23 protein-coding genes are annotated in these 25,179 nt (G+C 27.7%); 4 read left to right on the forward strand and 19 right to left on the reverse strand.

The genetic code is table 11. The annotated features are described in order from the left end of the window. Positions 1–121 (forward strand): transposase (locus tag GOQ29_RS11720; RefSeq protein WP_203372850.1); only part of this gene is annotated, 121 nt, incomplete at its 5' end. A 39-nt stretch (positions 122–160) separates the two neighbouring features. On the opposite strand, the gene erm is transcribed toward GOQ29_RS11720, so the two are convergent. Continuing rightward, entirely contained in the window at positions 161–1,033 is an 873-nt protein-coding gene (erm, locus tag GOQ29_RS11725) for a 23S ribosomal RNA methyltransferase Erm (protein WP_203372851.1), read from the reverse strand. An 880-nt stretch (positions 1,034–1,913) separates the two neighbouring features. Between erm and GOQ29_RS11730 the strand changes: the two genes are divergently transcribed. Next, positions 1,914–2,393 carry a spore coat protein gene (locus tag GOQ29_RS11730; protein WP_203372852.1) on the forward strand — a complete coding sequence of 160 codons (480 nt, stop codon included), beginning with the start codon at positions 1,914–1,916 and terminating at the stop codon, positions 2,391–2,393. A 106-nt stretch (positions 2,394–2,499) separates the two neighbouring features. Here GOQ29_RS11730 and GOQ29_RS11735 read toward each other — a convergent pair whose 3' ends face one another. Continuing rightward, positions 2,500–3,990, reverse strand: coding sequence for a L,D-transpeptidase family protein (locus GOQ29_RS11735; RefSeq protein WP_203372853.1), 1,491 nt, complete (start codon positions 3,988–3,990; stop codon positions 2,500–2,502). A gap of 232 nt (positions 3,991–4,222) precedes the next feature. Here GOQ29_RS11735 and GOQ29_RS11740 point away from each other — a divergent pair, with 232 nt between their 5' ends. Next, entirely contained in the window at positions 4,223–5,314 is a 1,092-nt protein-coding gene (locus GOQ29_RS11740) for a YibE/F family protein (RefSeq protein WP_203372854.1), read from the forward strand. Positions 5,315–5,377: 63 nt separating this feature from the next. Here the strand turns inward: GOQ29_RS11740 and putP are convergent, their stop codons facing one another. From putP to GOQ29_RS11800, 12 genes are all read right to left on the reverse strand, one after another. Then, entirely contained in the window at positions 5,378–6,859 is a 1,482-nt protein-coding gene (gene putP, locus GOQ29_RS11745; RefSeq protein ID WP_203372855.1) for a sodium/proline symporter PutP, read from the reverse strand. Between the two features lie 345 nt (positions 6,860–7,204). Then, positions 7,205–8,932 carry an ABC transporter ATP-binding protein gene (locus tag GOQ29_RS11750; protein WP_203372856.1) on the reverse strand — a complete coding sequence of 576 codons (1,728 nt, stop codon included), beginning with the start codon at positions 8,930–8,932 and terminating at the stop codon, positions 7,205–7,207. Between the two features lies 1 nt (position 8,933). Continuing rightward, a complete protein-coding gene (locus tag GOQ29_RS11755; protein ID WP_203372857.1) occupies positions 8,934–10,676 on the reverse strand; it encodes an ABC transporter ATP-binding protein in 1,743 nt (580 codons plus the stop codon). A 92-nt stretch (positions 10,677–10,768) separates the two neighbouring features. Further along, on the reverse strand, positions 10,769–11,743 hold the full coding sequence (locus GOQ29_RS11760; protein ID WP_203372858.1) for a helix-turn-helix domain-containing protein: 975 nt from the start codon (positions 11,741–11,743) through the stop codon (positions 10,769–10,771). Between the two features lie 288 nt (positions 11,744–12,031). Next, positions 12,032–12,769, reverse strand: a complete 738-nt coding sequence (locus GOQ29_RS11765) for an ABC transporter permease (RefSeq protein ID WP_203372859.1) — start codon at positions 12,767–12,769, stop codon at positions 12,032–12,034. Further along, positions 12,762–13,685, reverse strand: coding sequence for an ABC transporter ATP-binding protein (locus GOQ29_RS11770; RefSeq protein ID WP_203372860.1), 924 nt, complete (start codon positions 13,683–13,685; stop codon positions 12,762–12,764). The genes GOQ29_RS11765 and GOQ29_RS11770 overlap by 8 nt, the downstream gene beginning before the upstream one ends. 76 nt (positions 13,686–13,761) lie before the next feature. Continuing rightward, positions 13,762–14,670, reverse strand: coding sequence for a sensor histidine kinase (locus GOQ29_RS11775; protein ID WP_203372861.1), 909 nt, complete (start codon positions 14,668–14,670; stop codon positions 13,762–13,764). Beyond that, positions 14,667–15,368 carry a response regulator transcription factor gene (locus GOQ29_RS11780; protein ID WP_203372862.1) on the reverse strand — a complete coding sequence of 234 codons (702 nt, stop codon included), beginning with the start codon at positions 15,366–15,368 and terminating at the stop codon, positions 14,667–14,669. The genes GOQ29_RS11775 and GOQ29_RS11780 overlap by 4 nt, the downstream gene beginning before the upstream one ends. A gap of 159 nt (positions 15,369–15,527) precedes the next feature. Beyond that, complete coding sequence (locus tag GOQ29_RS11785; RefSeq protein WP_203372863.1) at positions 15,528–16,487, reverse strand: D-alanyl-D-alanine carboxypeptidase family protein; 960 nt, start codon at positions 16,485–16,487, stop codon at positions 15,528–15,530. A 129-nt stretch (positions 16,488–16,616) separates the two neighbouring features. Then, entirely contained in the window at positions 16,617–17,177 is a 561-nt protein-coding gene (locus GOQ29_RS11790) for a hypothetical protein (RefSeq protein WP_203372864.1), read from the reverse strand. Between the two features lie 151 nt (positions 17,178–17,328). Next, positions 17,329–17,994 (reverse strand): SatD family protein, encoded by a 666-nt coding sequence (locus GOQ29_RS11795; RefSeq protein ID WP_203372865.1) that lies wholly within the window; start codon positions 17,992–17,994, stop codon positions 17,329–17,331. A gap of 416 nt (positions 17,995–18,410) precedes the next feature. Further along, a complete protein-coding gene (locus GOQ29_RS11800; RefSeq protein WP_203372866.1) occupies positions 18,411–18,914 on the reverse strand; it encodes a GNAT family N-acetyltransferase in 504 nt (167 codons plus the stop codon). Positions 18,915–19,055: 141 nt separating this feature from the next. Between GOQ29_RS11800 and GOQ29_RS11805 the strand changes: the two genes are divergently transcribed. After that, a complete protein-coding gene (locus GOQ29_RS11805) occupies positions 19,056–19,613 on the forward strand; it encodes a cupin domain-containing protein (RefSeq protein WP_203372867.1) in 558 nt (185 codons plus the stop codon). A 175-nt stretch (positions 19,614–19,788) separates the two neighbouring features. On the opposite strand, the gene GOQ29_RS11810 is transcribed toward GOQ29_RS11805, so the two are convergent. From GOQ29_RS11810 to GOQ29_RS11830, 5 genes are all read right to left on the reverse strand, one after another. After that, on the reverse strand, positions 19,789–20,979 hold the full coding sequence (locus tag GOQ29_RS11810; RefSeq protein WP_203372868.1) for a coenzyme F420-0:L-glutamate ligase: 1,191 nt from the start codon (positions 20,977–20,979) through the stop codon (positions 19,789–19,791). Between the two features lie 239 nt (positions 20,980–21,218). Next, the gene (locus tag GOQ29_RS11815) at positions 21,219–22,583 is read right to left on the reverse strand and encodes a DUF6179 domain-containing protein (protein WP_203372869.1); all 1,365 of its coding nucleotides are present in this window, start codon (positions 22,581–22,583) and stop codon (positions 21,219–21,221) included. Further along, a complete protein-coding gene (locus GOQ29_RS11820) occupies positions 22,570–23,061 on the reverse strand; it encodes a DUF6323 family protein (protein WP_203372870.1) in 492 nt (163 codons plus the stop codon). Before GOQ29_RS11820 ends, GOQ29_RS11815 begins: the two co-directional genes overlap by 14 nt. A gap of 381 nt (positions 23,062–23,442) precedes the next feature. After that, positions 23,443–24,831, reverse strand: coding sequence for a glycoside hydrolase family 1 protein (locus tag GOQ29_RS11825; RefSeq protein ID WP_203372871.1), 1,389 nt, complete (start codon positions 24,829–24,831; stop codon positions 23,443–23,445). Between the two features lie 11 nt (positions 24,832–24,842). Then, positions 24,843–25,160: a PTS sugar transporter subunit IIA gene (locus GOQ29_RS11830; protein ID WP_252187615.1), complete on the reverse strand. Its 318-nt coding sequence runs from the start codon at positions 25,158–25,160 to the stop codon at positions 24,843–24,845. Positions 25,161–25,179: the final 19 nt, after the last annotated feature.

Below are 25,179 nucleotides of genomic sequence, written 5' to 3' on the forward strand. Positions count from 1 at the left end.
TTGGAAACCTTATTTTTGGAACAGAAGCTATCTTCTTCTTTCATCAGGCGGAGCCCCTATTGAGACCATAAAAGAATATATTAAAAACCAAGAAACTCCTGATACGGCAAACACCCTCTGAATCGAAGATTTCAGAGGGTGTTTGCGCCTTAATGCATGGTCAATTACTGATAACACTTCGATGCCTTTTATCAATCTTTTTTTGTTGAGATATTAATTTATTTGTAGCACCTTTTACTAATTGTTTCTTTTCTATAGAAACTCCTTTAATATAATACTCAAATAATCCAATCCACTGTTCTAATTTTATTTCTGTGGGTCTCGCAGATATACCAAATTTAAATTGTTGAGATAATTTCTTAAATTGTTTATGAGTAAATATTTTTTTTAGTCTTTTTTTAAGATCTTTTCCTTGTTGAGAAAATATATAAGAAATAAAATCAGAATACTCTATAAGATACTCTCTATTAATCAAATATTCTTGTCTTTTTTTTATCTTTAATAGCACACTATCTACATTTGGTACAGGTATAAAGTCTGTTTTCTTAAGCCCATAAACAATTGATAATTCAAAATATGGTTTTATCATAAGCGATCTAAGACATTCATTATTATATGGAAAACCTGCATACTTTTGTGCGGCTTCCTTTTGAATAATTAGATATGTCTCTTCAGGTGGATTATCTCTTGAAGTAATCTTTGATAATATTTGTGCTGTTATATTATAAGGAATACTAGAAAATATTTTATACTTCTCTTTATATGGCAATTTATAATTTAAAAAATCTCCAAAAACCAATTCCACATTATCATAACTACTTAAACATATCTTTAAATTTTCATACAATTTCTTGTCATATTCTATAGCTATTACTTTTGAACATAATTTAGACAACTGTCTTGTAATTATGCCTTTTCCTGGTCCTATTTCAAAAACTATATCATCAGAATCTATATTACTTGTTTTAATCAATTTTTCTACTAATCGATCACTCTTTAAAAAATTTTGTGTATATTTTAATTTTCTTTTCATTAATCATTCTCCTTAATTTGCTATTTTAAATTTCTAAATAGCACGGATCATGACTATTCAAATTTCATATTAAAAATTTTTATTTTTATTTGAAAAGGCTAGGTCACGAACCGTGCCTTATCCTCTCAATCTAATATAGAAAATACAACCATTTAATATCATACAAATACCTCCCATTTTCATTAGTCATATTCTTTGAAAACTAAATTTTTAATTACTACTTACTATATTTCCTGTATTTTTTTAATAAAATTTATCTCATTTTTTACTCTATAAAAAAATACACAGGCTGGCTACCTGTGTATTGAATAATCGGAAAAATCATTAAAAATATAGAAGAAATCCCTATTTATATTTTTATAAATATGCTTAAAAAATTCTAAAGAAATCTCTTCAACAAAACAACCCATAATATATTTTCATTAAGAGCTTTTTAAAAACTTTTAAATGTTACTTACAATTTCATGTATTCATTAAAAACATTGGCTTTTTCATTATATTTAAACACATACAAAAAAAGGGTAGATTTGTCTATCCCTCTTTAACATATTTATCTCTATCATTAATAAGGTTTTCTTAAAAATAGGCAGACTAATCCCGACTACTCTACACACAAGTAGAGCCTTTAAACACTATTAAATTAGTTATATAAAGTATAAAATCGAGATCTAAATATTCCACACATTTTTAAGCAACCCTCCATCCATTTTAAGTACTAATATGATACCATATATCTCTATTATTTACAAACACATTTAAATATTATATACAAACATGATAAATCATAATGTATTGACACTAAAAATCTAACGACTTTACTAAAAAATATGAATAATATACCTATAAATTTGTAAAGATATTTTTAGGAGGTGTATTTAAAATGACTATTAATCTTAATCAAAAAGAAAGAACACTTTTAGAAGATCAAAAGAGTCATGAAGAGATATGCATAAAAAAATATAATGATTATGCAAATCAAGCTCAGGATCCACAACTTAAACAATTATTTAAAACATATGCAGGACAGGAGGAACAACATCTTAATACAATCAATCAGATTTTGTCTGGACAAATGCCAAATATGGGAGGACAACAAAGCCAACAACAAAATCAACAAGCAAATCCTCAAAGTTCTCAACAAAATGAAAGTACAGGCATGAATAGTCAAAAGGATGCTGATCTCTGTACTGATATACTAATGACAGAAAAGTATGTATCAGGTACATATGATACAGCAATTTTTGAATTTAGAGATGCAAATATACGTCAAACACTTAATCACATACAAAAAGAAGAACAACAACATGGTGAGGGTGTTTTCAACTATATGCAAAGCCATGGTATGTACAACATCCAATAATAAAACCTTTTAGAAATACTTATAATGAAATATATAAAGTGCACCTTTAAAGATTAGATTAAATTCAATATCTAACCTTTTGAGTGCACTTTACAATTTTAAACTACTAATAACAAATAACAGGAGTCTCTGGTACAATATTATTATATATTGCCTTAGCTACATCATATGGACAATTTATACAACCATGTGAGCCATTTGTCTTATATATTTGGCCTCCAAATTGACTTCTCCAAGTAGCGTCATGAATTCCTATACCTCCATTAAAAGGCATCCAAAAGGTAACAGGAGAAGCATAATCATCTCCTCTTAATATAACATCCTTCACCTTATACTTTAACCTATAAATTCCTGGAGGTGTCGTATGGTTCTGACTTATATTACCTGTAACAATATCTCCTTGAGCTATTAATGAACCATTTTTATAATACCATATATGCTGATTAGTTAAATCTATCTCGACATAAGTATTTCCAATATCATTTTTACCATGAACAAAAGCAGTTTGACTATATTCTGGATCCCTTGTTATCGTATTTCCATCTTCTATGGCTGAAATTAAATTTTCTGTTTCTTTAGTTTTATTAATATACCAGCCATAATCCCCACCACCTATTCTTATTGTTTTTCCAGATGATGTAACAAAATTTCTCGTTTTACCTATTGTATCATAATTTTCAGAAAGTACATTTACATATTCTTTCACTTTTTCTTCATCAATTTTAACCTTAAAGTTCTTATCAACTTTAAGCCATTTATTTATTATAGAACCATCTAAAACTTCTTTTCCTTCTTCAAATGTATATATTATTTTTGAAGATACATATCTATCAAGTGTCTTCTTAGTTTCTACAACTTTTTTAGAATTTGAAGTGTATTTAGGCTTTACATAACAATCTATTGATTCTAAATCTATTTCAGTTTCTCCACTAACTATTGAATCTGCTACATGAGAATATAAAATATCTTTATCTACTTTTGTTCCCAATACCTCATCTACTATTTCATATTTATTATCTACATACTTTAAAGTAGCATTTTGAGGTTCAATTACATTATTACTATTAAAAAATGAGAGTTCATCTATTTGTTCTTTCAGTAATTTTTCATCATATGAAACTTCTACTATTTCTTTAGAATCCTTCCCATTAAAACATTCTAAAACCCATTTAAAAGGATTTTGATTATCTTTAAATTTTTCAAATTCTTTATCCGAACTATATTCTAATCCTATATCCTTTGCTTTTATTTCTTCAATATTACCTCCCCGTTCTTTTAATTTCAATGTATAAGACTTAAGCTGAGACGACATTACCACTTTCACTTCTTCTACTGTTTGGCCTGAAACATCAATACCATTGATTTTAGTCCCAAAATAAAAATGATTCATGAAATATTTTACCATTCCAAAATAAATAATAATTAAAGTACAAAGAAAAATCATTATAGGTATAATAATTTTTTTATACTTTTTTATTGAACTTTCTTCTAGATTCTTTTCCAAATCCTCTTCTATTTTTTCTTCTTCTTTATCTATATCATCTCCTATTTTTTCTTCTGTTGTATTTTCAATCGGGTTATCTAATTCCTTATCCATGACATCACCTCTTTTACCTACAACAAAATTAAAATAAATCCTCTATTTTTTTAATAAGTTTACATTCCATTTTATGCAAAAATATTTAAAATTAAAACAATTATTTTTCACTATTTTTACTACATTGTTTAACAAAATAAGTCCTTTTATTTTTAAAATATATCTTTTCTTAGTTTTAAAAACGGTTCTGTTTGTCCAATCCTTTTCATACTATTAAAATGGAGGTGATATTTTGGTTAAAAAAACAATTTCCATTATGATAATCTTCATTTTAATATCTAATGTTATTTGGGCTTCATCTAATGATGATCAAATTAAAGCAAAAGTTATTTCTGTTATAAATAATTATTCTAAAGAGGAATCTGAAATAAACAATCAATTAATAGAGGCCAAAATATTAGAAGGAAATCATAAGAATGAAGTTATAACTATAAAACGATCCGTAGATAAATATTCACTATATGGATTCATGTTAAAAGAAGGCGACACAGTCCTGGTAGAATTGCATTTAGACAATAATTCTTTAAGCGGGAATATAGTTGATATCTGGAGAGTAAATCATTTAAAAACTCTTGGAATAATCTTTCTAGTTTCTTTAGTTATCTTTGGTAGATTAAAGGGAATATTATCTTTAACAGCACTCATTTTTTCTGGATTGATTATTGTCAAATTTCTAATTCCTTCAGTGTTAAAGGGATATGATGCTGTATTTATTTCAATAATTTCCGCCATTTTAATTAGCGTTGTAAGTTTTATATTAATAGCAGGGTTTACAAGAAAAACATTAATTGCTATTTTAGGCACAATCGGTGGTACAATCACCGCCGGTGTACTATCTCATATATATATAAATTTAACTAGAATAACAGGTTTAGCAGATGAAGACGTTATGTTTATGGTATCAAATCTAGGTATTAAACTAGATTATAAAGGTTTATATATGGGGGCTATTATAATAGGAACTATCGGTGTAGTCATGGATGTAAGTATGTCAATAACATCTTCAATATTTGAAATAAAAAGTCAGTCTCCAAATATAAAATTTATTTACTTATTTGAATCAGGATTAAAAATTGGTAAAGATGTTATGTCCACAATGGTAAATACTCTTGTTTTAGCATATGTAGGTAGTTTTATGCCTCTATTAATAATATATCTTTCCTCTGATTCAAATTTTTTATATTCTATAAATACAGAACTCTTAGCAGTAGAAATAATACGATCTTTATGTGGAAGTATAGGTCTTATCTTTACTATACCTTTAACATGTTTTATCGCTGCTTACTCAGTACATAACAATAAGAATATTAAAAAATATAGATAATATAATAATATTTTATAACAAAAATCTACATTTAAAGGGAGCCTAAAAGGCTCCCCATTACATTTAACATTTATATTTTACAATTGAATCAAATTCATCTTGAATCTCTTGAGAAGGTTCTTTATCTAAAATACTTACTACTATAATCACTATACAAGATAAAAGAAAAGCAGGAACCATTTCATATAATTCAAATATTCCACCTTTTAAATTTCCCCAAATAAATACTGTAGCACCTCCAACAATCATTCCGAATACAGTGCTTAATTTTGTCATTTTCTTCCAAAATAATGAAAATAAAACTACCGGTCCAAAAGCCGATCCAAATCCTGCCCATGCATTAGAAACAATATCTAATACAGAACTATCTGGATTTAATGCAATAATATATGCAATAACAGCTACTGCTAAAACAGTAATCCTACTCACCATTAAAAGTTGCTTCTGTGTTGCATTTTTATTAAGAATTGATTTATAGAGATCTTCTGAAAAAGCTGATGCAGTAACTAATAACTGTGAATCTGCTGTACTCATAATAGCAGCTAAAACAGCAGCTAAAAACACACCTGCTATAATAGAAGGAAGTAATCCATCAATCATAATCATAAATACTTGTTCAGAATCTAATAAAGTTTCTGGAATAATAACTCTTCCTACCATACCAATAGCAATAGCTGCGCCTAAACTTATAACAACCCAAGACATAGCAATTTTTTTTGATGTTTTTATCTGAGAAGAAGATTTTATAGCCATAAAACGAACTAATATATGAGGTTGTCCAAAATATCCTAATCCCCAAGCAAGAGATGATAAAATTACCAATAATCCTAATGAATTACCCTCTGCATCGGTAAAAGGAACTAAGAATTCTCCATTCATACTTCTAATACTATCTAAAATATTAAATGGTCCCCCGTTTGTAAAAATACCAACAATAGGTAAAACTACAACAGCAACAAACATGACAATTCCTTGAATAAAATCCGTAGTACTAACTGCCATAAATCCACCCAAAAACGTATATCCTACAATAACTATAGCTCCTATAGTAAGAGCTAAAGTATAATCTAAGCCAAATACTGTCCCAAAAAGTTTTCCTCCTGCTACAAATCCTGATGCTGTATAAACCGCAAAATAAAATACAATAATAATAGAAGATATCACTTTCAAAGTATTTTTATCATCTCTAAATCTATTTCCAAAATAAGATGAAAGTGTCAATGAGTCTCCCGCTATTTCAGTATATTTTCTAAGTCTTTTCGCAATAAACTGCCAATTTAAAAATGTACCTACTCCTAAACCTAATGCCAACCATATAGATCCAAATCCTGAAATATAGGCAGCACCTGGAAGTCCCATCAAAAGCCATGCACTCATATCCGAAGCCTGTGCACTCATAGCAGTAACCCAGCTTCCAAGCCTTCTACCTCCTAGCACATAATCAGATAAATTTGCTGTTTTCTTATAATAATAAACACCTATTCCCAACATCAATCCTAAATACAATATAAAAGCTATTAATATTGCTAAACTACCTTCCACCATAAGTTTTCTCCTTTTACATTTATTTTTATCACATTAATCATAATATTCTAGTATTTATTCTACTAAATAGATGTAGTTTAGATTTAAAATATTATTTCTTATAATAAAAAAAATAAAACGTTGCACGTTTTATTAAAGTGTAATCACAATCGTTATAAAAATTAATTGCCATAAATTATAACGATTATTTATCTACTTGTCAAATGGAAATAAAAAACAAAAATTATAATACTTATTTTTTCTTTTCACCAAATATAAATTCATTTTCCTAAATATCTGTAGACACATCATTTTTTTATTCATGGTTTTATAATATTTAACATGATGTGTCTACAATTTTTCCTCCTATACACTTAAACTAAATTCTTTAGCTTGTTCTAATTCTTGTATCATACGATAATAATATCCTTCTTGATCCATTAAAGTTTTATGATTTCCAATTTCTTTAATTTCTCCTTGATTCAACACAATAATTTGATCTGCTTCCTTAATTGTATTTAATCTATGAGCAATAACAATCACTGTTTTATTTACTGTTAATTTCTGAATTGATTGTCGTATCTTGTATTCATTATCTGCATCCAAAGAAGCCGTTGCCTCATCTAATAATACAATAGAAGCATCCTTAAGTAATGCTCTTGCAAGAGATATTCTCTGTTTCTCTCCCCCAGATACTGTAGAACCCCCTTCACCTACTATAGTGTCATAGCCATTTTCTAATTTCATAATAAACTCATGACAATGAGCAATTTTTGCCACCTCAATAACATCTGATTTTTTTGCTTTTGGATTACCCACTAGAATATTATTATAGATAGTATCATTAAGTAAATAAACCTCTTGAAAAACCATGGCAATAGAATTCATTAAAGCATCTGGCTTTACCTGACGAACATCTATACCATCTACAGTAATTTCCCCATTATCTACATCATAAAAGCGTGCAATCAAATTAAGAATTGTGCTTTTCCCGGATCCTGAATGCCCAATGAGAGCAGTCATCGATCCTTCTTTTGCAATAAATGAAATATCCTTTAATACATTTTCTTCTTCATAAGCGAAAGAAACATCTTCAAATTTAATTTCTCCTCTTTTCATTACAAAATCATCTTGAGAATAAGTCATCTGCTTTTGTTGATAAGTTTCTACTAATTTATCTGTTGCTAAACTTAAATATCTAAAAATCCCATAAAGTGGTGCAAAAGTACGAAACACATTAGTCAAAGCCAAACTAATAATAATAAAAGTAAGAAATTCTTGAGCACCTAATAATCCCTGTGTAAAACGCCAAGTTCCAATAACTAAAATCAAAGGAAATGATAATTCTACAAAAATTTGAAATATCATTACAAAAGGAACAATGGACACTTCTGTTCTTATACTTTCTTTTTTAAAGTCTTGAAAAGATTGTTCCATTCTTTTAAATTTTTCACCAGTCATATTATGAGCTTTAAATAATGTCATCCCATTTAAATACTCAACAATTCTTGAAATTACACTATTCATCACTTTCTTCTTTTCCTTACCTACTTTTTTCACACGTCCTCCACCAATAAAAACAAGGGGAAGTCCAATAAGTACAATAGCTAATTGAATCAATGCCAAATTAACATCAATAATAAAACTTATTGTTAATATATAAATCACCAAAATAGATGTTTTGATTAAATCTGATGTATTATGAGTAATAATAGTTTCCAAATCTCTAAGATCATTAAGCATAACATTAGATAATGAGCCTATACTGTTTTTACTAAAATAACCCATATTAAAATTGCGAATATGATCTCCCATTGAAATTCTCAAATTTTCAACTGTTCTTGCTCCTTGACTCTGTATTTCAGCATAACCATATGAATTTAAAATTAATCTTCCAATTACCGCAATAAGCATAATTCCTGTATACAAAAAGATTCTATCAATTGTAAAGGATTGATTTAATAAATCTAGCAACACAGTAAATAATACGCCATAACCAACCATATTAAAGACAGCATCGAAAATTAAAAATATAATAGGTTTTTTAAGATGCTTCATATCATCCCCTAAAAGAAATCTTAACTTTCTTAACAATTTAGGCACCCCTTTCTTCAACATATGTTTTTTCATCATATAAATCCCATAATTTCCGGTAAAGTCCACATTGACTCATTAGTTCATCATGACTTCCTTTTTCAACAATCGAACCTTCATCCATCACAATAATTTGATCTACATCTTTAATAGTATACAACCTATGTGCAATAATAATAGCTGTTTTATCCTTTAACAATTCTTGTAATGCATTTTGTATATGTTTTTCATTCTCAATATCTGAATAACTAGTAACTTCATCCAAAATAACAATAGGACTTCCCTTTAATATAGCTCTTGCTATAGATATACGTTGCTTTTCCCCTCCACTCAATTTAATTCCATCTTCTCCAAGCTTCGTTTCATATTGATTTGGTAAACTCATAATAAGATCATGTATATAAGCTTTTTTACAAGCCTGTTGAATTTCCTCAAAGGAATATTCTTTACCCATTTTCACATTGTTCAATATCGTATCATGAGTCATAAATACATCCTGAAATACAAATGAAACCTGATCCATCAAAGAAGATATTTCAATATTTTGAATTAAATTTTCATCAATTCTAATCTCTCCTTCTTGGATATCCCAGAATCGACCAATTAGTTTACCAACAGTCGTTTTCCCAGATCCAGATGGACCTACAAGAGCAATTACCTCACCGGGTTGAATTTCTAACGAAAAATCTTTAATCACTTCTTCTTGATCATACTTAAAAGTAACATTTTTATAAGAGATTGCTCCTTGAACACTTTCAAGCTTTTTCGTTCCATTAGTTTGAGATTCCATATTTAATATATCACGCACTCGTCCTGCTCCAACCAATAACATAGAAAAGTTACCTGCAAATTCAATAAGTACTTTAAAAGAACTTAAAAATACATTACTTAAAATCATAAATAGTATAAATGTTGGAATAGTAATCATTCCTTTAATAAGCATCCAACCACCAAAAGGAACAATAAATAGTAATCCTGAATCAATAATCACAAGAAAAGCCGCATAATATGGAGAAGCTTTTTTTGCATACCATTCCCAAAAATCAGCATACTCTTCTGTAGCTATTTTCATTTGTTTATATCCTTTTGCAGTCACATTAAAAGCTTTCATAACAGTAATTCCATGAATAAATTGAATAATTGTTTTATTAACTCTTTCCAATAATTCATGATACCTTTTCATATTGGCTGAATAATCTTTAAATACAATTATTTGACACATTACCCCTAGTATAACTGGTACAAACATCAATAAAGCTAATCTAAAATCTAAAAAAAATAGATATATAATCACAACAAGAGGTGTCATAATTGCCGCAGATAAATCAGGTAATTGATGAGCAATAAAATTCTCTAACTTTTCAATATCTTCATTAATTGTCTTTTTAACATTCCCTATAGTTTGACCAGTAAAAAATCCCATATTTAAAGTAGAGATATGTTTAACAACTTTCATTCTTAACTCATAAAGTATATTAAATGCCGCAATATGTGAAAACACTCCAGAAGATAAAAATAAAATAAGTCGTAATACTAAAACTCCCCCTAAACCATAAGCTATAAACTGAACTTGTTTATGATTAACATCTTCTTGAATCAATGCAATCACAATATAATAAATTAAAAAATAAGGTAAAATCGAAAGAATTGAACTTACTACACTAAACAAACATGAAATAAATAATTTAATTTTATGTTTTCCAGATTCCTTCATTAAAAATTGAAAATTTTCTTTAAAATTCATTTTTTTCTCCTTCCATATATTTTTTCTAATTTCATTATATTGATAATCATTCTCATATTCTACTCTTAAACAATATAGAAATAGCCCAATAATTAAATTCGGCTATTTCTATATTTTAGCGGTGTACATCTGTATTTTCTTTTAAAAATTTTAGAAAATTTACTTGGATTATCATATCCTACATCATGAGCAATTTCTAATACTGACATTTCTGAATTTTTCAACATTTCTTCTGCTTTTTTCATTCGAATATTCAAAATATAATGATAAACAGTATCTCCCGTAACTTCTTTAAATGCTTTTTGTAATTTATATTTAGATATCCCTAAATATTCAGCAAGTTCATCCAAAATCGGAGGATTAGCATACTCTCTCCATAATACATCTTTCACCATTTTTACTTTCTCTTCAATATTAGTCTTTTGAACTTTCAAATTACTATCCCTAAGTCGAAAAGCTTCTGCCAAAAACTCAAAAACATATCCTTTCATAGTAATAAAATCCATCAAATCTTCCATGGAATTCTCAACAATCCTTTTCGCTAATCGTTTAAACTCTACATTAGCCTTTTGAACTAAAATATATTTTCCTTTAAATAAATGATCTAATTGATTTTCCCAATCATAAGTTCCCTTTTTAATCCACTGAGGTTTCAATACATTTTCAATGACCTTAGGATCCATAGTTATAGAAATATTAGTTGACTGTTTAAAATTAACATAATACTTTTCTGCACTATTCTTCATACGGTAAATAAAAACATCTCCTTCTTTCACCTTAAAAATATTTCCCCTTGGATAAGGTATCATTGTTACTTCCCCCTCAAACATATATCCAACTTCTAGTGCATCTGGCATTTCATTAAATATCTGTGTTTCTAAACTAGGAACTTCCATTTGAAGATTTCGAGAAACTTCTAATCCTTTCTCAATAAAAAATAATTCCAATTTTCCTTTACCATAATTCGAATTAATATGATAACACTTCCCAAATGTAGATTCAGTGATTTCACATGAAAGCTCATTCATAATAGAATCCATATATTGTTCACTAATACTTTTACTCATCACTTCTTCTCTCCAATGAATATTGCTGAATAACTTCACCCTGTTCCAATACAATCACATAATTACATAGCAAAAGAACCTCTCCTTTCGATTAATAATAATAATCATTATCAATTTATATTATATATTTTTTGTTATTTTGTCAACAATTTAACCTATTTCCACCCTCTTCTCTTAAGTTTTTTGATAAAAATTTTGAAATAATTTAAATATTAGTATAAATCTTTACATAGAATAATCCATTTCACTTTTCTGAAAGGGACCTAAAAATTCAAATTTCTTTATACTCTATACAATATCTTCTTTTTTAAAATAAATCACACTCGAAATAAATCCTGACAACGAAACTAATGAAATTAGAAAAATAGCTAACCACATAGGATAACCCGTATTTTCTATCTGTCCTGTTACTAATAAATAGGAAGATGTCCATGGAAATAATGCTGCTAAGTTTTCATTTGACACTGCAATGTTTATCATTACTACTGAAGCAGCAGTAATAATTGGTACAACAACACCCTTACTATAAATTGCAATAAATACAAATGGTGAAATCATTAAAAATAGTAATATTCCTCCCCAAAAATACTCAATAATTGATTGTTTAAGAATAAGCATACTAAATTCAGAAGCTCTACTTAAAACGGCAAAGAATAATGAGCAAACCCATGTAATAACTGTAAGTGCTATTATCCAAACTAAAAGCATAAGAAACTTAACTACAATAAAAGTCACTCTTGATACTGGTACTGTTAATATAATCTTTAAAGTTTTTTCCACATACTCACGACTAAATAAATAAGAACCTATTACAGTATAAACTATCACTCCAAATAAAAGCATTATATAAAGATTACTTTCCGAAAAAATATCTGCATAAGTAACGATTTTATCAGCTGTGGTAAACTTTGCTTTCAATACTCCTACAAAAACCATAATTGGCGTAACCATTGCACCTAATATACTAATAATAATCATTTTAGACCGTTTTAATTTTAAAAGCTCACTTCGAATAAGATTAACCAATTTTTCCACCTCCAATCAAATTTGAAAAATATTCCTCTAATTTTTCCTCATTAATATTCATTTTAGTAACCAATAATCCATTATCAACAAAGCACCTATTAATTTCTCCTCTTTTCTCAATTCCATAATATATACGTATTGTATTATTTTCATGAACAGTATAATCATTTATATTAAAATGTTTTTCTAACAATACACAAGCCATGTTCTCATTTGATATCCTAAATTCAACATACTGTCGATTACGTTTATGAAGTTCTTTCATATCTACTTCTTCAATCAAACGTCCTTCATGCATCACACCTATTACATCTGCCAATTGTTCAATTTCACTTAAAACATGACTTGATATTAATATTGTTGTGCCTTTTTCCTTGCAAAATGAAAGAAGAAAATTACGAATTTCATGAATACCAATTGGATCAAGTCCATTAATTGGCTCATCAAGAATAAGTAGCTCTGGTTCATGCATAATAGCAGCAGCAATTCCTAAGCGCTGTTTCATCCCTAGAGAATAATCGGAAAATACTTTCTTCGTTTCATCTAGTAATCCTACTATTCGAAGGGCATTATCAATACTGTCCTTTCGATGTTTACCTCGTAACATGGCAAGAATTTGAAGATTTTCTCGAGCAGTTAAATTTTCATAAAATCCTGGTGTCTCAATAATTGAACCAATTTTCCGAAATATCTTTGCAGGACAATTTTTATAATCCTCTCCAAACAAATAAATTTTACCATCAGTTGGATTAACAAGATTCAATAACATCCTCATTGTTGTTGTTTTTCCAGCACCGTTTCGCCCTAATAATCCATATATCTTTCCATGTTCAACATGTAAATTAAGATTATTTACTCCAACTTCTTCTCCATAAAGTTTTGTAAGTTGTTTCGTCTCTATAGCATATTCTGTCATTCATCATTACCTCCTATATAACACTAATCATATCAAAACAATCTTGCACAACTCTTAATAAAATCTTACTTTTCTCTTAATTTACACAAGGAAAAACAATTGAAAAAACAGTACCACTATCAAGACTGCTTTTTACAGAAATTTTTCCCTTATGAACATTAACCAATTCCTTTGTAATAGCAAGTCCTAATCCACTCCCCTTATCAGAACGTGCTCCATCACACTTATACGATCGATCAAAAATATAAGATAATTGTTCTGATGGTATGCTTTGTCCATTATTCATGATTTCAATAATACAACTATCTTCTTTTCTCTTAATTGAAACCGATACAAAGTTTCCTTTACCATGATTAATAGCATTTTGAAAAAGATTATTCAATATACGACGATATGCCATAGGATCAAGCTTTACAATCATCTGTTCTTCACTAATATCTACTTTAAAAGAAATACTTTGCTTCTCAAAAATTGGTATCCAATCAATAATAATCTCTCTAGTACGTTCATTGATATCTTCTTTCTTAAAATTAAATTTCTGTTCATTTGAATTCAACTTAAACCATTGAAAAAGCATATCAATATAAGATTTCAAATCATTTGCTTTTCTATATGCTATCTCTATATATTGACGTTCTTCTTCCTCTAAAACAATTCCATTATGAAATGCTTCTAAATATCCAAGAAGTGAAGCAAGAGGAGTACGAACATCATGGGATAAACTAGTTAATATTTGTTTATTGGCTTCATCTGCTTTTTCTAATTGTTCAATTCTCAAACTATAGGATTCAATAATAGCATTCAATTCATAACCAATATCTTCCATTAAATCAATGTCATTAACAAATATTTTTTGTTTATTGCCATATCTATTGCTCCTCAATATAGAAACCCATTGTTTTTCTTGTTTTTTCATTCGTAATATATAAAGAAACTGTCCTAAAGCACAAAAAAATAATAGAGAAACAATAATATGTTCTATCATTTTTCATTACCTCCAAATTTGTAGCCCACACCCCATACTGTTAAAATATAAGCTGGATTTTCTGGAGTAGATTCTATTTTTTTACGCAACCGTCTGATATGCACCATAATATTATTATCATCGAAAGCATATTCATCATTCCATACAGCACGGTAAATTTGCTTTTTTGTAAAAACTTTTCCTTTATTACTTGCTAGAAAATAAAGTAAGTCAAACTCCTTAGCTGTTAATTCAATCAACATGTTATTTTTATAAACTTCTCTTCTTGAAACATCAATACACAAATTCCCCACAGTTAATATAGATTCTTCAGATTGAGATTGAAAATTTAAAACCATATATCGTCGTATTATTGATTGTACTCTTGCAATAAATTCACTATTACTAAAAGGCTTAGTTATATAATCATCTGCACCTATTCTTAATCCAGAAACTTTATCTACTTCACTATCCTTTGCTGTCAACATGAGAACTGGAACAGAACTACTTTTTCTTATTTCAGCTAAAACTTCAAACCCATTCATTTTAGGTAACATAACATCCAATATAATTAAGTGATATTTATTAATTTGACTCTCTACTAACCCAGATTTTCCATCATGCTTAACAACAACATCATAGCCCTCTAACCCCAAATATTTTTTTACCAACCGACATAAATCCATATCATCATCAACTACTAATATTTTATATTCCATTTTATTTCTCCTCTTTTTTAACTTATATATATCCGTAAAATCCAGAACAAATATCATACATTTCCATAGTTATCATCTTTAGAAATCACAATTCATACTTTTTTTCAATCTTTACAATCCTAGATATATATTTTCTTTTAGACTACTACAAAACTTACGCTATTCTATTAAATATTTATTATATACTGTAAAAGCATCTATAATATTATACTGCTCTGTCTGAGGATTACCTTCAGCTCCAACAGTAACAAGAATATACTCATTTCCATTTTTTTCAGCTAAGCTCGCCAAACATAATCCAGCTTCTTTTGTATATCCAGTTTTACCTCCAAGAATTTTTCCACCTTCAAAATCACTTTTGTCCATTTTTTTAAACATGGTACTTGATAGAGTAATTCCTCCAGAATGTAAATTAGTAGGAAGTGTAGAATAATGATCAGAAGTAAATACCTCACGGAAAATATCATTTTCTAAAGCGTATTCCAACAATATAGATATATCTTTTACTGTAGTATAATGATTAATATCATGAAGGCCAGTAACATTGGCAAAATGTGTATCTTTCATTCCAAGTTGTTTAGCTTTTTTATTCATTAAGTTAACAAAATTTTCTTCTGAATCGGAAATATCAATAGCTAAACCTATAGCTGCATCAGCTCCAGATGGAAGAATAACTCCATATAATAAATCCATCGCAGTTACTTTTTCACCAGGCAAAAATCCTGCCATAGATGCATTGGCTTCATATAGATCCGAAAACATACTTTCAGGAAGAGAAATAGTTCTTTTAAAGTCAGAAATGTTTTCTAATACAACAACTGCAGTCATAATTTTGGTAAGAGATGCAGGATAAATTTTTTCTTCACTCCCACTCTCTAATAAAACTTTATCATCATTAAGATTAATTAAAATAGCTTGAGTACTATATAAATCATTGATTTCAAAATCATTATTTGTCTCAATATCTATATTTTGCTGTGAATCAGTAATAGAATCACTTTCATGTAATTTACTTTCCATGAATTCCGAAATATTATATCCACTTATATAAGTTTTGAAGACATATAATAAAAGTAAAATAATTATAATTCTCCCATATCTTAATTTTCTTTTGCGCATAAAAAATAACTCCTCTCTTTACTTCTGATTAAACCATAAAATTAAGACTTGTTTTTAAATTTCATATTATTAAAATCTTAAGATTGCCTGAAAATATATATTATCACTTATAAATCAATAACCATATATTTAACCAAAAACAATTGCATAACATACTAAGACTGAGATGATACTGAAAAGTGAACCTATTAAGTAATATTCTGCAAAAGATGGGGACTTTAAAATTTTATTAAATCTTGCCACTGATTTAGCTGTAAAAACTAGTCCTATTGCTCCAAACTGATTATAATACAAAAAAACACTTATTAACAATCGTTCTAAATTACCAATTATTGCTCCAGCACCATCAATAGTATTTCTTTCTTCCTCAAACTCTTCAGGAGCATATTTTTGAAATAAGATTTTAAAATTTAAGTTTACTGGTTTTATTATAATAATCAATAACAATAACCACTTTAATAATTCATCTGATATATTTATCCAATAATTTAATTTTTTACCAATAAATAACTCTCCAAGAATATATATAATTATAATATGAGATATTTGATAAATCATATAAAATTTAGTATCTATACTTCCAATAATTTCTTCTTTGAATTTTTTACTTTCTATTAAATTTTTTAATGTATCTATAGTAATATGTAATATAGAATATATTATAATAAATTTTAAATATTTAAAATTCATTATAATTAAAATACTACTCCCAATAAATAAATATATAATATGTTTCTTAAGACTTGTTTTATATTTTATATCTCTTGACTTAACATATATATACATATAATATTCTAAAATAAAATAAAAAATATATAAAACAATAGTAAACTTGTTTATTTTAAACGCCTCCCATTCTTTTTATTTGTTCGGCTAAACTATTCCTACTTGATAAATATAACTTTATTCCACTAGATTTTACTCTTCTTGACATAGCCGATTCTGATATTTTCAATTTTTTTGCCAATCTTTTCTGCTCAAATTTCTCACTATAAATGTTACCATCTAAAAGACTATGTAAAATTTCTTTTTGACTATCTGTCCAATTTTCTTTCATCCAATCCGTATATGCTAACAAATTATTCATAATTTCATCACTATTGCTTCCACTTATAATAGCTATTTTACTATTTCCATAATAATTATTATCATGAATAATTTCAATAGCTTTTCTTGCATTCCAATAGGCTGGTCCATCTGCTCCTATACTTTTCTCAAAGTCTATACTTGTTTTTATAATACCAAATCCAATTCCATATCTAATTTTATTAGGATTCATTCTATAAGAGATAAAATCTAACATTTCAAAAATTTTTGAATTTGGTTTTATTAATACTTGAAATTCATCTCCCAATGTGATAATCCATTTAGATATAATATATTCTTTATAAAGTATATTTACCTCTTTTAATACCTTTCTTAATCTTTCTTGAACTTCAAACCTATTTTCTATATTCCTTGAATCTATTAAATCAGCTATAATAGCTATTAAATTTTCATGTTTCATCAAATTAATCCTTTCTTATATTATATTTAATTTTATTATATCAGTTTTAATATAAATTTGCATATAAATATGCAAGTTTTGATAATTGCATATTTATATGCAAGTATAATAATTTAAATCTATTCTAAATTTTTAAAAAAGCTGCCTCACTTTTGAGACAGCTCATTTGAACTAATAATAAACTTATTATTTTCAATTACTAATAGTACTTCAGTATCTTTTATCAATTTTTTTATTAACATATTAATTTATTTATAACGTCTTTTACTATCAAAAAATTTTGCTTTTCCTTTATAATGGCAAGTTTATCAGATGAATATCGGCATCGGGTAGTATAAATAAAACTCCTTCTCGGTTTAACTATTAATAAGAAGGAGTTTTATTTCTCAATTAAGCATATATTTATTTATACTATCTTACAGTATCTTCTCAAAAGCTAATCTCTCACTTTTATCCTCTAAATAAATTACTCCACAATACTTAAAACCATTCTTTTTAAGCATCCTTTGCATAGGTAAATTTTTTCTATGGGTATCTATTTTTATACTGTCTATTCCTTTATCTAAACATATTTTTTCAATATTGTTTATAATAATAGACGCTATTTCTTTTCCTTTATAATCATCATCAATAGCTAATCTATGAATAACTGCATATTGGTCATTACTAATCCATTTGCCATCATAAATATCTTTATAAGTTTTTTCTCCATCAAAAGAAATCGCCAAAGTAGCTATAACTTTATTAACATCTATTAGTACATATGCATATCCCTTTTTCAAATCATTCTTTATAATTTGAATACCGGGATAACCATTTTGCCATTGAGGAATCCCTTTTTCCCTTAAAAAATTTTGAGCTTTTTTAATAATGACCATTATATCATTAATATCAGATTCAACTGTTTTTCTAAATTCCATATAAAACTCCTCTCTAGTCTTTTAATAAATTATATCATATCAAATAATATAACTTGTTTAAATTTTTAGATTTAATAAAATATATAACTTTTATAAATATAAATCATATAATATCATAAAGTCTATGAAAGGAAGATAAATATGTATAGTGATTACAAATCATATAGATGCCCCTACTACTATGATCCATATAATATAAATAATTATTATGGAATATATTCATATCCTTATTACTATAATATACCAAAAAATAACTCAGATTATTGGAATGAGCATATTAAATTAAATGATTATGGCCCTGAGCCCTTTGTAGTTAATATTGAAGAAGTTACTAAAAAGAATAATAATTTCCGCACTGCTTTATGGACAGGAAAACATCTACAACTCACCCTAATGAGTATTGACATAGGTAGCGACATAGGATTAGAAATTCATCGTGATCTTGATCAATTTATACGTATTGAGCAAGGTCAAGGTCTAGTTCAAATGGGTGATAAGAAGGATAAACTGAATTTCCAAAAAAAAGTATATGATGATTATGCAATATTTATTCCTGCTGGTAAATGGCATAATCTAATCAATACAGGCTATAAGCCTCTTAAATTATATTCTATTTATGCACCGCCTGAACATCCCCATGGTACAGTTCATAAAACTAAAGCAGATGCAGAAGCTGATAAAGAAAATCATTGCTATTAATTGAAAAATTATAAAAAATATATACATTAATCTTCTATAATGAAATTTTAAAATTAATTGCATAAATATAGCGCCAATCTTTTAAAAGATTGGCGTTACAGATTTTTATTATTTTCACTGTCTACTTGACAGAGGTAAGCATGTTCATATACTTGTGCTTCTTCTTTAACTAATTTTATTTTGTATAATTATCAAAATATCCTTGAACAAGTACTATAGGCGTTCCTTTATCTCCACTTCCCGACGTCAAATCACATAATGAACCAATTAAATCAGTTAAACGACGAGGAGTAGTGCCCTGAGAAACCATTTGTCCTACCAAATCATTATCTTTATTTCGAATATAATTAGAAATTGCTTTTTTAAGTTCTTCTCCTTTTAAATCTGCAAAATCATTATCAGCTAAGTATTTCAATTTAACTTCATTAGGTTGGCCTTCTAATCCTTCTGTATAGGCTGGAGATACAACTGGGTCTGCCAACTCCCATATCTTACCAACTGGATCTTTAAATGCTCCATCACCATAAATCATAACTTCTACATGCTTCCCTGTTAATTCAAGAATTTTACTTTGAATCCTATCTACTACAGGTTGACAATCTCTTGGAAATAATTTAACAGTTTCTTCTGTTGCTTTATTGCTCCCTAATAATCCATATTTTTCATTATAACCACTGCCATTTATTGAAAAAGTTAAAATATCATCAAGACTGTAAACTGTTTCTACACCATCGGATTTTAGTAAACGTTTTGTACGAATACGACTATGTATATCACAATTAAGAACATTATTTGTATATTGTAAAATCCCACGCGAATCATTAGCAAGTATTATTTCAACTTCACAACCTTCATTCTCAATTAATTCTTTATAATATTCAATATAATCAACACCAGTAAATGTATGTTTATTATCTCCAAATAATTCTCTATATTTTTCTTCAGTTAGTACATCTACCCAAGGATTAATACCTTTTTCATCTAACATATCAAAATCAACAAGATGATTTCCAACTTCATCAGATGGATAACTTAACATGAGTACCATCTTCTTTGCACCTTTTGCAATACCCTTAAGAACAATAGAAAAGCGATTACGACTTAAAATTGGAAAAATAACCCCAACTTTTTCCTCTCCAAATTTACTTTTAACATCAGTAGCAATTTCATCTACTGTTGCATAGTTACCCTGCGCTCGAGCAACTACTGCTTCCGTAACAGCTATAACATCTCTATCATTAATATTAAAATTTCCATCTTTTGCTGCATCCAATACACTATTTACAACTATTTCTACTATGTCATCTCCCCGACGTATAATAGGAGCACGAATCCCCCTTGACACAGTTCCAATCATTCTTTCCATATTCATTCTCCTTCTATAATAGATTTATAAACTAAAATTGAAAGGTTATAAGGTTATCATGAAAAATTATCCTACTTTACAATAAATAGTTCCAACTAAAATAATATCTTAGTAAAACCGAATAATAAATATTATATCATTAATTTCGTTCATTGTCAGTAGAAGCTATTTAAAGTATCTTTTTATTTTAATAAAATCTAATCACTTATAATTCATTAGATTTATCCGTTATTCAAATATCATTCTTCAATGATATGATTTACCATCTGAGAAATCTGTTTTTGTCTACTTAATGTAAGTTGATCAATATATTTTTTTAAACATAATCTTAACATCTGTTCAGATTCTGATAAATCTGTAGCTTCAACATTTGAATTAAAAGGATGTCTTTTAATCATTATAGCAACCTCAATATCTCTGAAATTATCGAAAATAGAAATAATTTCTTCTTCAGTCCATTGTACATCTAACAAAATATCTTCAAGATCATCAAAAGATTTTACTTTTTTCTTTACAAGGGCAAGTTTATCAGATGAATATCGACATATCGATAATTCATCAATTAATTTTCGGTAGTCATTATCATTCATCTTTACGCTAGCTCTAAAATGTACTTTAGGTTCTAATTTTGGATTAATCGGAGATATAAAAACTTTTTCAAGAGTTTTTGTTTTAAATGCAGAAAACATATCAGGTATTAATTTTGATAAACTCTGTTTAATATATCTTTGAAGGCGAATACTTGTAATGTTTAACTCTTCAAAAATTTTCTCTGTAGCCTCTGTAATCTTCAATGTAAAAGTATAATCATCATATTTTGAAAACTCATTATATAAATACTGAATATCCATTTTTGAAATATTTAAATTGAAAATATTACAATTCGCAAGGGAACATCCTAATGCTGATATCAATACTTGTTCAAAAATATTAATCAATAAATCCTTATATCCTTCATCATATCCATAAAGCAAATTATGAATATTACCTGTAGCAAAATTTTTACAAAATTCATTTTCATAATAAAGATTTTCAAGATATTTTTGAATAAATTCTACTCCTGCCAAATCATTAACAGGACCAAATAATTGATAATCAATAGACGCAGGACATTCATGAGCTTCATAATCTGGATCATATGATTTAAAGAATATTCCTATACCATTCTCACTCAATGTTGCATTGTAAGTATAATTAAAAGTCGTCAATTTATTTTTTTTATTTAGCTTATACATATGTTTTGCAGTATGAAATTTAGCATTAATTATTTTTCTACCCTTTTTATACATATCAAAAATATTTACTTTCTTAAGCTCTTCCGCTGCACAATCTACATCTGGTAAAGATTTTAAATATAATCCTATTGTATAAAGATTGGATTTCATAATACTTTCAGCAACTTCTACTCTTATAGAACTACTTTCACCATTATTGTATCTTTCACTTTTATATGATAATAACTTAATACTTTGCATTTGAACATTTTCTACATCTGAATCATATAAAATACCACATTTATATGCCTCTCTTAAAAGTGATGTGAAATAAAATTCTCCACTCAAATTATTGCTATCAACAATATGTGACTTTTCAATATTCCCCATCTTCATCCCTCTCATCATGAATCTCATTCTCTAAACAATTCAGATCACATCCATATCTTAATCTACGAGCCATATTAGCGGCCTCTTTTCCCGAAAGTAATTCTAAAGATCCTTGACATTTGCTATCAAAACTATTCTTCATAAACTTTATCAACTCATCATCACTTACTAAATCAAGAGTTTCATTTTTATAAAAATAAAATATTTCAATAAGATCGTGAATAGTCTCAACATAGTTATGCTCTGAAATATAAGGAGAATCACAAAATTCTTTAATTATCTTATGGATAACACTTCCTTTAAATTCTATTCGTCCATTACTTTTTAATGCCATATTACAAGTTTCCACTAATTTAACAGCATCCAAATGAGATAAAGTTAATCCAAATCTAATAGTATGATCATTACATTTCATAATTTCTTCTACTGTTTGTTTTTGTATTCTTGATGAAAACATATTCATAATTTCAAATGACATTACAATCACCTCCAGATAAATAGTTTCTTAACCTTAAAAAAACTATTGACATATCATATTAAATGTGTTATAATTAATTAGATACTTTTATGTTTGATTTCATGCGGTAAACTTCATTATAACATTATTATGTGTAAAAATCAATTGGAAATTTCTATCTATTTCCTTTAAAAATTCCCTCAGTTTTTCAATCTGAGGGAATATAAAAACACTTCAATATTTACTTATAAATTACAATCTTTATATAATCTACTCCTTTATTTTTAATATTAATATAAATAAAATATTTCAAATTCTTAAATGCTTCGATTAGAATTTCAAAGGTTCTCAGCATAATACTTAGAACCTTTGAAATTCTTCCTTTAATAAAAATGAATTATTTTAAAATCCATTATTATTAGCAATTTCTTTAAACCAATAAGCACTTTTCTTAAACGTCCTTTTTTTGGTATTAATATCTACTGAAACAAAGCCATAACGATTTTTATATGCATTAGTCCATGACCAATTATCCATAAACGTCCATAAATGATATCCTTTCACATTACATTCCTTTTCAATCGCTTTATGCAACCACTTTAAATGTTCTTTAATAAATTCTATCCGATAATCATCTTGAATATAGCTGTCTTTAATGAACCTCTCTTCATTTTCAACACCCAATCCATTTTCAGAAACGAAGCTTTCAATATTACCGTAATTTTTCTTAAGATTTATCATAATATCATAAATCCCTTTTTCATATATTTCCCATCCTCTATAAGGATTCATTTTTCTACCTGGCATTTCATAATTATCAAAAAACCATTCTGGCATAAAGGGACTGTATGGATTAGGTAAATTTTCTTTTGCCTTAACTCTACGTGGTTGATAATAATTAACTCCCAAGAGATCAACAGTATTATTTTTAATTAATTCTAAGTCTTCTTTTTGTGTAATTGGTAATTGTCCATACTTTTCTAAAATACAAATTAATTCTTGAGGATATTGTCCCAGAACAGCTGGATCAAGAAAGCTACGATTAAAAAATAAATCAGCAATGTTAGCAGCCTCTAAATCAGCTGAATTTTGACTCCTTGGATAGGAAGGAGTTAAATTTAAAATTATCCCAATTTTACCTTTTTCAATATTAAAAGTCCGAAAACTTTCAACCGCCTTAACATGAGCAAGGATTGTATTATAAGCCACCTGAGCAGCTCTTTTAAAATCGACTACATTAGGATAATGAAAATTATATAAGTATCCTCCCTCCACTGGTACAATTGGTTCATTAAAAGTAAACCATGTTTTTACACGATCTCCAAATAAGCGAAAACATTCACTAGCATAAACCTTATACGCTTCAACTACTTCTCTATTTTCCCATCCTCCTTCATTTTGCAGTTCCAAAGGCATGTCAAAATGAAAAAGATTTAAAATAGGTTCAATATCATTAGCTAACAGTTGATCAATAACATTATTATAAAACTTTACAGCTTCGAGATTAATATTTCCACGTCCACCAGGAATTAAACGTGACCATGAAATGGAAAGTCTAAAAGAATTATGCCCAATTTCTTTCATTAATTTTATATCTTCTTCATATTTATGGTAAAAATCAGATGTAATTTCAGGTCCAATATTTTCAAAAAAACGATTTGATTCTATTGAATACCAATAATCCCAAATATTTTTACCTTTTCCTTCTTCATTTGCTGCACCTTCAATTTGTGTAGCTGATGTTGCACTTCCCCACCAGAATCCTTCTGGAAATTTATATTGCAAATCCATCAAAAAACCTCCTATTTATTTCTATATAACTCAATAATTTCAATAGAAAGATCTTTTACAGTTATAGCTGTCATCAAATGATCTTGAGAATGAACCAACATTATATTAACAAGCTGCTGATTACCCTTTGCTTCATCTTGAATAAGTTTAGTTTGATAATCATGAGCCTTTGCTAATTCATCACTAGCACGATTTATTAGCTTATCAGCCATCTCAAAATTTCCTTTTTTAGCCTCTTGAATAGCCTCCATTGCATTAGATCTACCATTTCCAGCATATAGAATAATTTGAAAAGCAATTTCTGTCATTTTGTCAATATTATCTAGCATATTTTTCACTCCTAAAAGC

The sequence above is a fragment of the Anaeromonas gelatinilytica genome (genome assembly GCF_016820635.1).
Classification (GTDB): domain Bacteria; phylum Bacillota; class Clostridia; order Tissierellales; family SIT17; genus Anaeromonas; species Anaeromonas gelatinilytica.

Bases quoted from the DNA above. Each gene is read 5' to 3' on its own strand.
- putP (WP_203372855.1), bottom strand. From the start codon at position 6,859: ATGGTGGAAGGTAGTTTAGCAATATTAATAGCTTTTATATTGTATTTA.
- GOQ29_RS11790 (WP_203372864.1), bottom strand. From the start codon at position 17,177: ATGAATTTTAAATATTTAAAATTTATTATAATATATTCTATATTACAT.
- GOQ29_RS11770 (WP_203372860.1), bottom strand. From the start codon at position 13,685: ATGACAGAATATGCTATAGAGACGAAACAACTTACAAAACTTTATGGA.
- GOQ29_RS11800 (WP_203372866.1), bottom strand. From the start codon at position 18,914: ATGGAATTTAGAAAAACAGTTGAATCTGATATTAATGATATAATGGTC.
- GOQ29_RS11795 (WP_203372865.1), bottom strand. From the start codon at position 17,994: ATGAAACATGAAAATTTAATAGCTATTATAGCTGATTTAATAGATTCA.
- GOQ29_RS11820 (WP_203372870.1), bottom strand. From the start codon at position 23,061: ATGTCATTTGAAATTATGAATATGTTTTCATCAAGAATACAAAAACAA.
- GOQ29_RS11785 (WP_203372863.1), bottom strand. From the start codon at position 16,487: ATGCGCAAAAGAAAATTAAGATATGGGAGAATTATAATTATTTTACTT.
- GOQ29_RS11810 (WP_203372868.1), bottom strand. From the start codon at position 20,979: ATGGAAAGAATGATTGGAACTGTGTCAAGGGGGATTCGTGCTCCTATT.
- GOQ29_RS11755 (WP_203372857.1), bottom strand. From the start codon at position 10,676: ATGAATTTTAAAGAAAATTTTCAATTTTTAATGAAGGAATCTGGAAAA.
- GOQ29_RS11805 (WP_203372867.1), top strand. From the start codon at position 19,056: ATGTATAGTGATTACAAATCATATAGATGCCCCTACTACTATGATCCA.
- GOQ29_RS11730 (WP_203372852.1), top strand. From the start codon at position 1,914: ATGACTATTAATCTTAATCAAAAAGAAAGAACACTTTTAGAAGATCAA.
- GOQ29_RS11780 (WP_203372862.1), bottom strand. From the start codon at position 15,368: ATGGAATATAAAATATTAGTAGTTGATGATGATATGGATTTATGTCGG.
- GOQ29_RS11815 (WP_203372869.1), bottom strand. From the start codon at position 22,583: ATGGGGAATATTGAAAAGTCACATATTGTTGATAGCAATAATTTGAGT.
- GOQ29_RS11825 (WP_203372871.1), bottom strand. From the start codon at position 24,831: ATGGATTTGCAATATAAATTTCCAGAAGGATTCTGGTGGGGAAGTGCA.
- GOQ29_RS11760 (WP_203372858.1), bottom strand. From the start codon at position 11,743: ATGAGTAAAAGTATTAGTGAACAATATATGGATTCTATTATGAATGAG.
- erm (WP_203372851.1), bottom strand. From the start codon at position 1,033: ATGAAAAGAAAATTAAAATATACACAAAATTTTTTAAAGAGTGATCGA.
- GOQ29_RS11775 (WP_203372861.1), bottom strand. From the start codon at position 14,670: ATGATAGAACATATTATTGTTTCTCTATTATTTTTTTGTGCTTTAGGA.
- GOQ29_RS11735 (WP_203372853.1), bottom strand. From the start codon at position 3,990: ATGGATAAGGAATTAGATAACCCGATTGAAAATACAACAGAAGAAAAA.
- GOQ29_RS11830 (WP_252187615.1), bottom strand. From the start codon at position 25,160: ATGCTAGATAATATTGACAAAATGACAGAAATTGCTTTTCAAATTATT.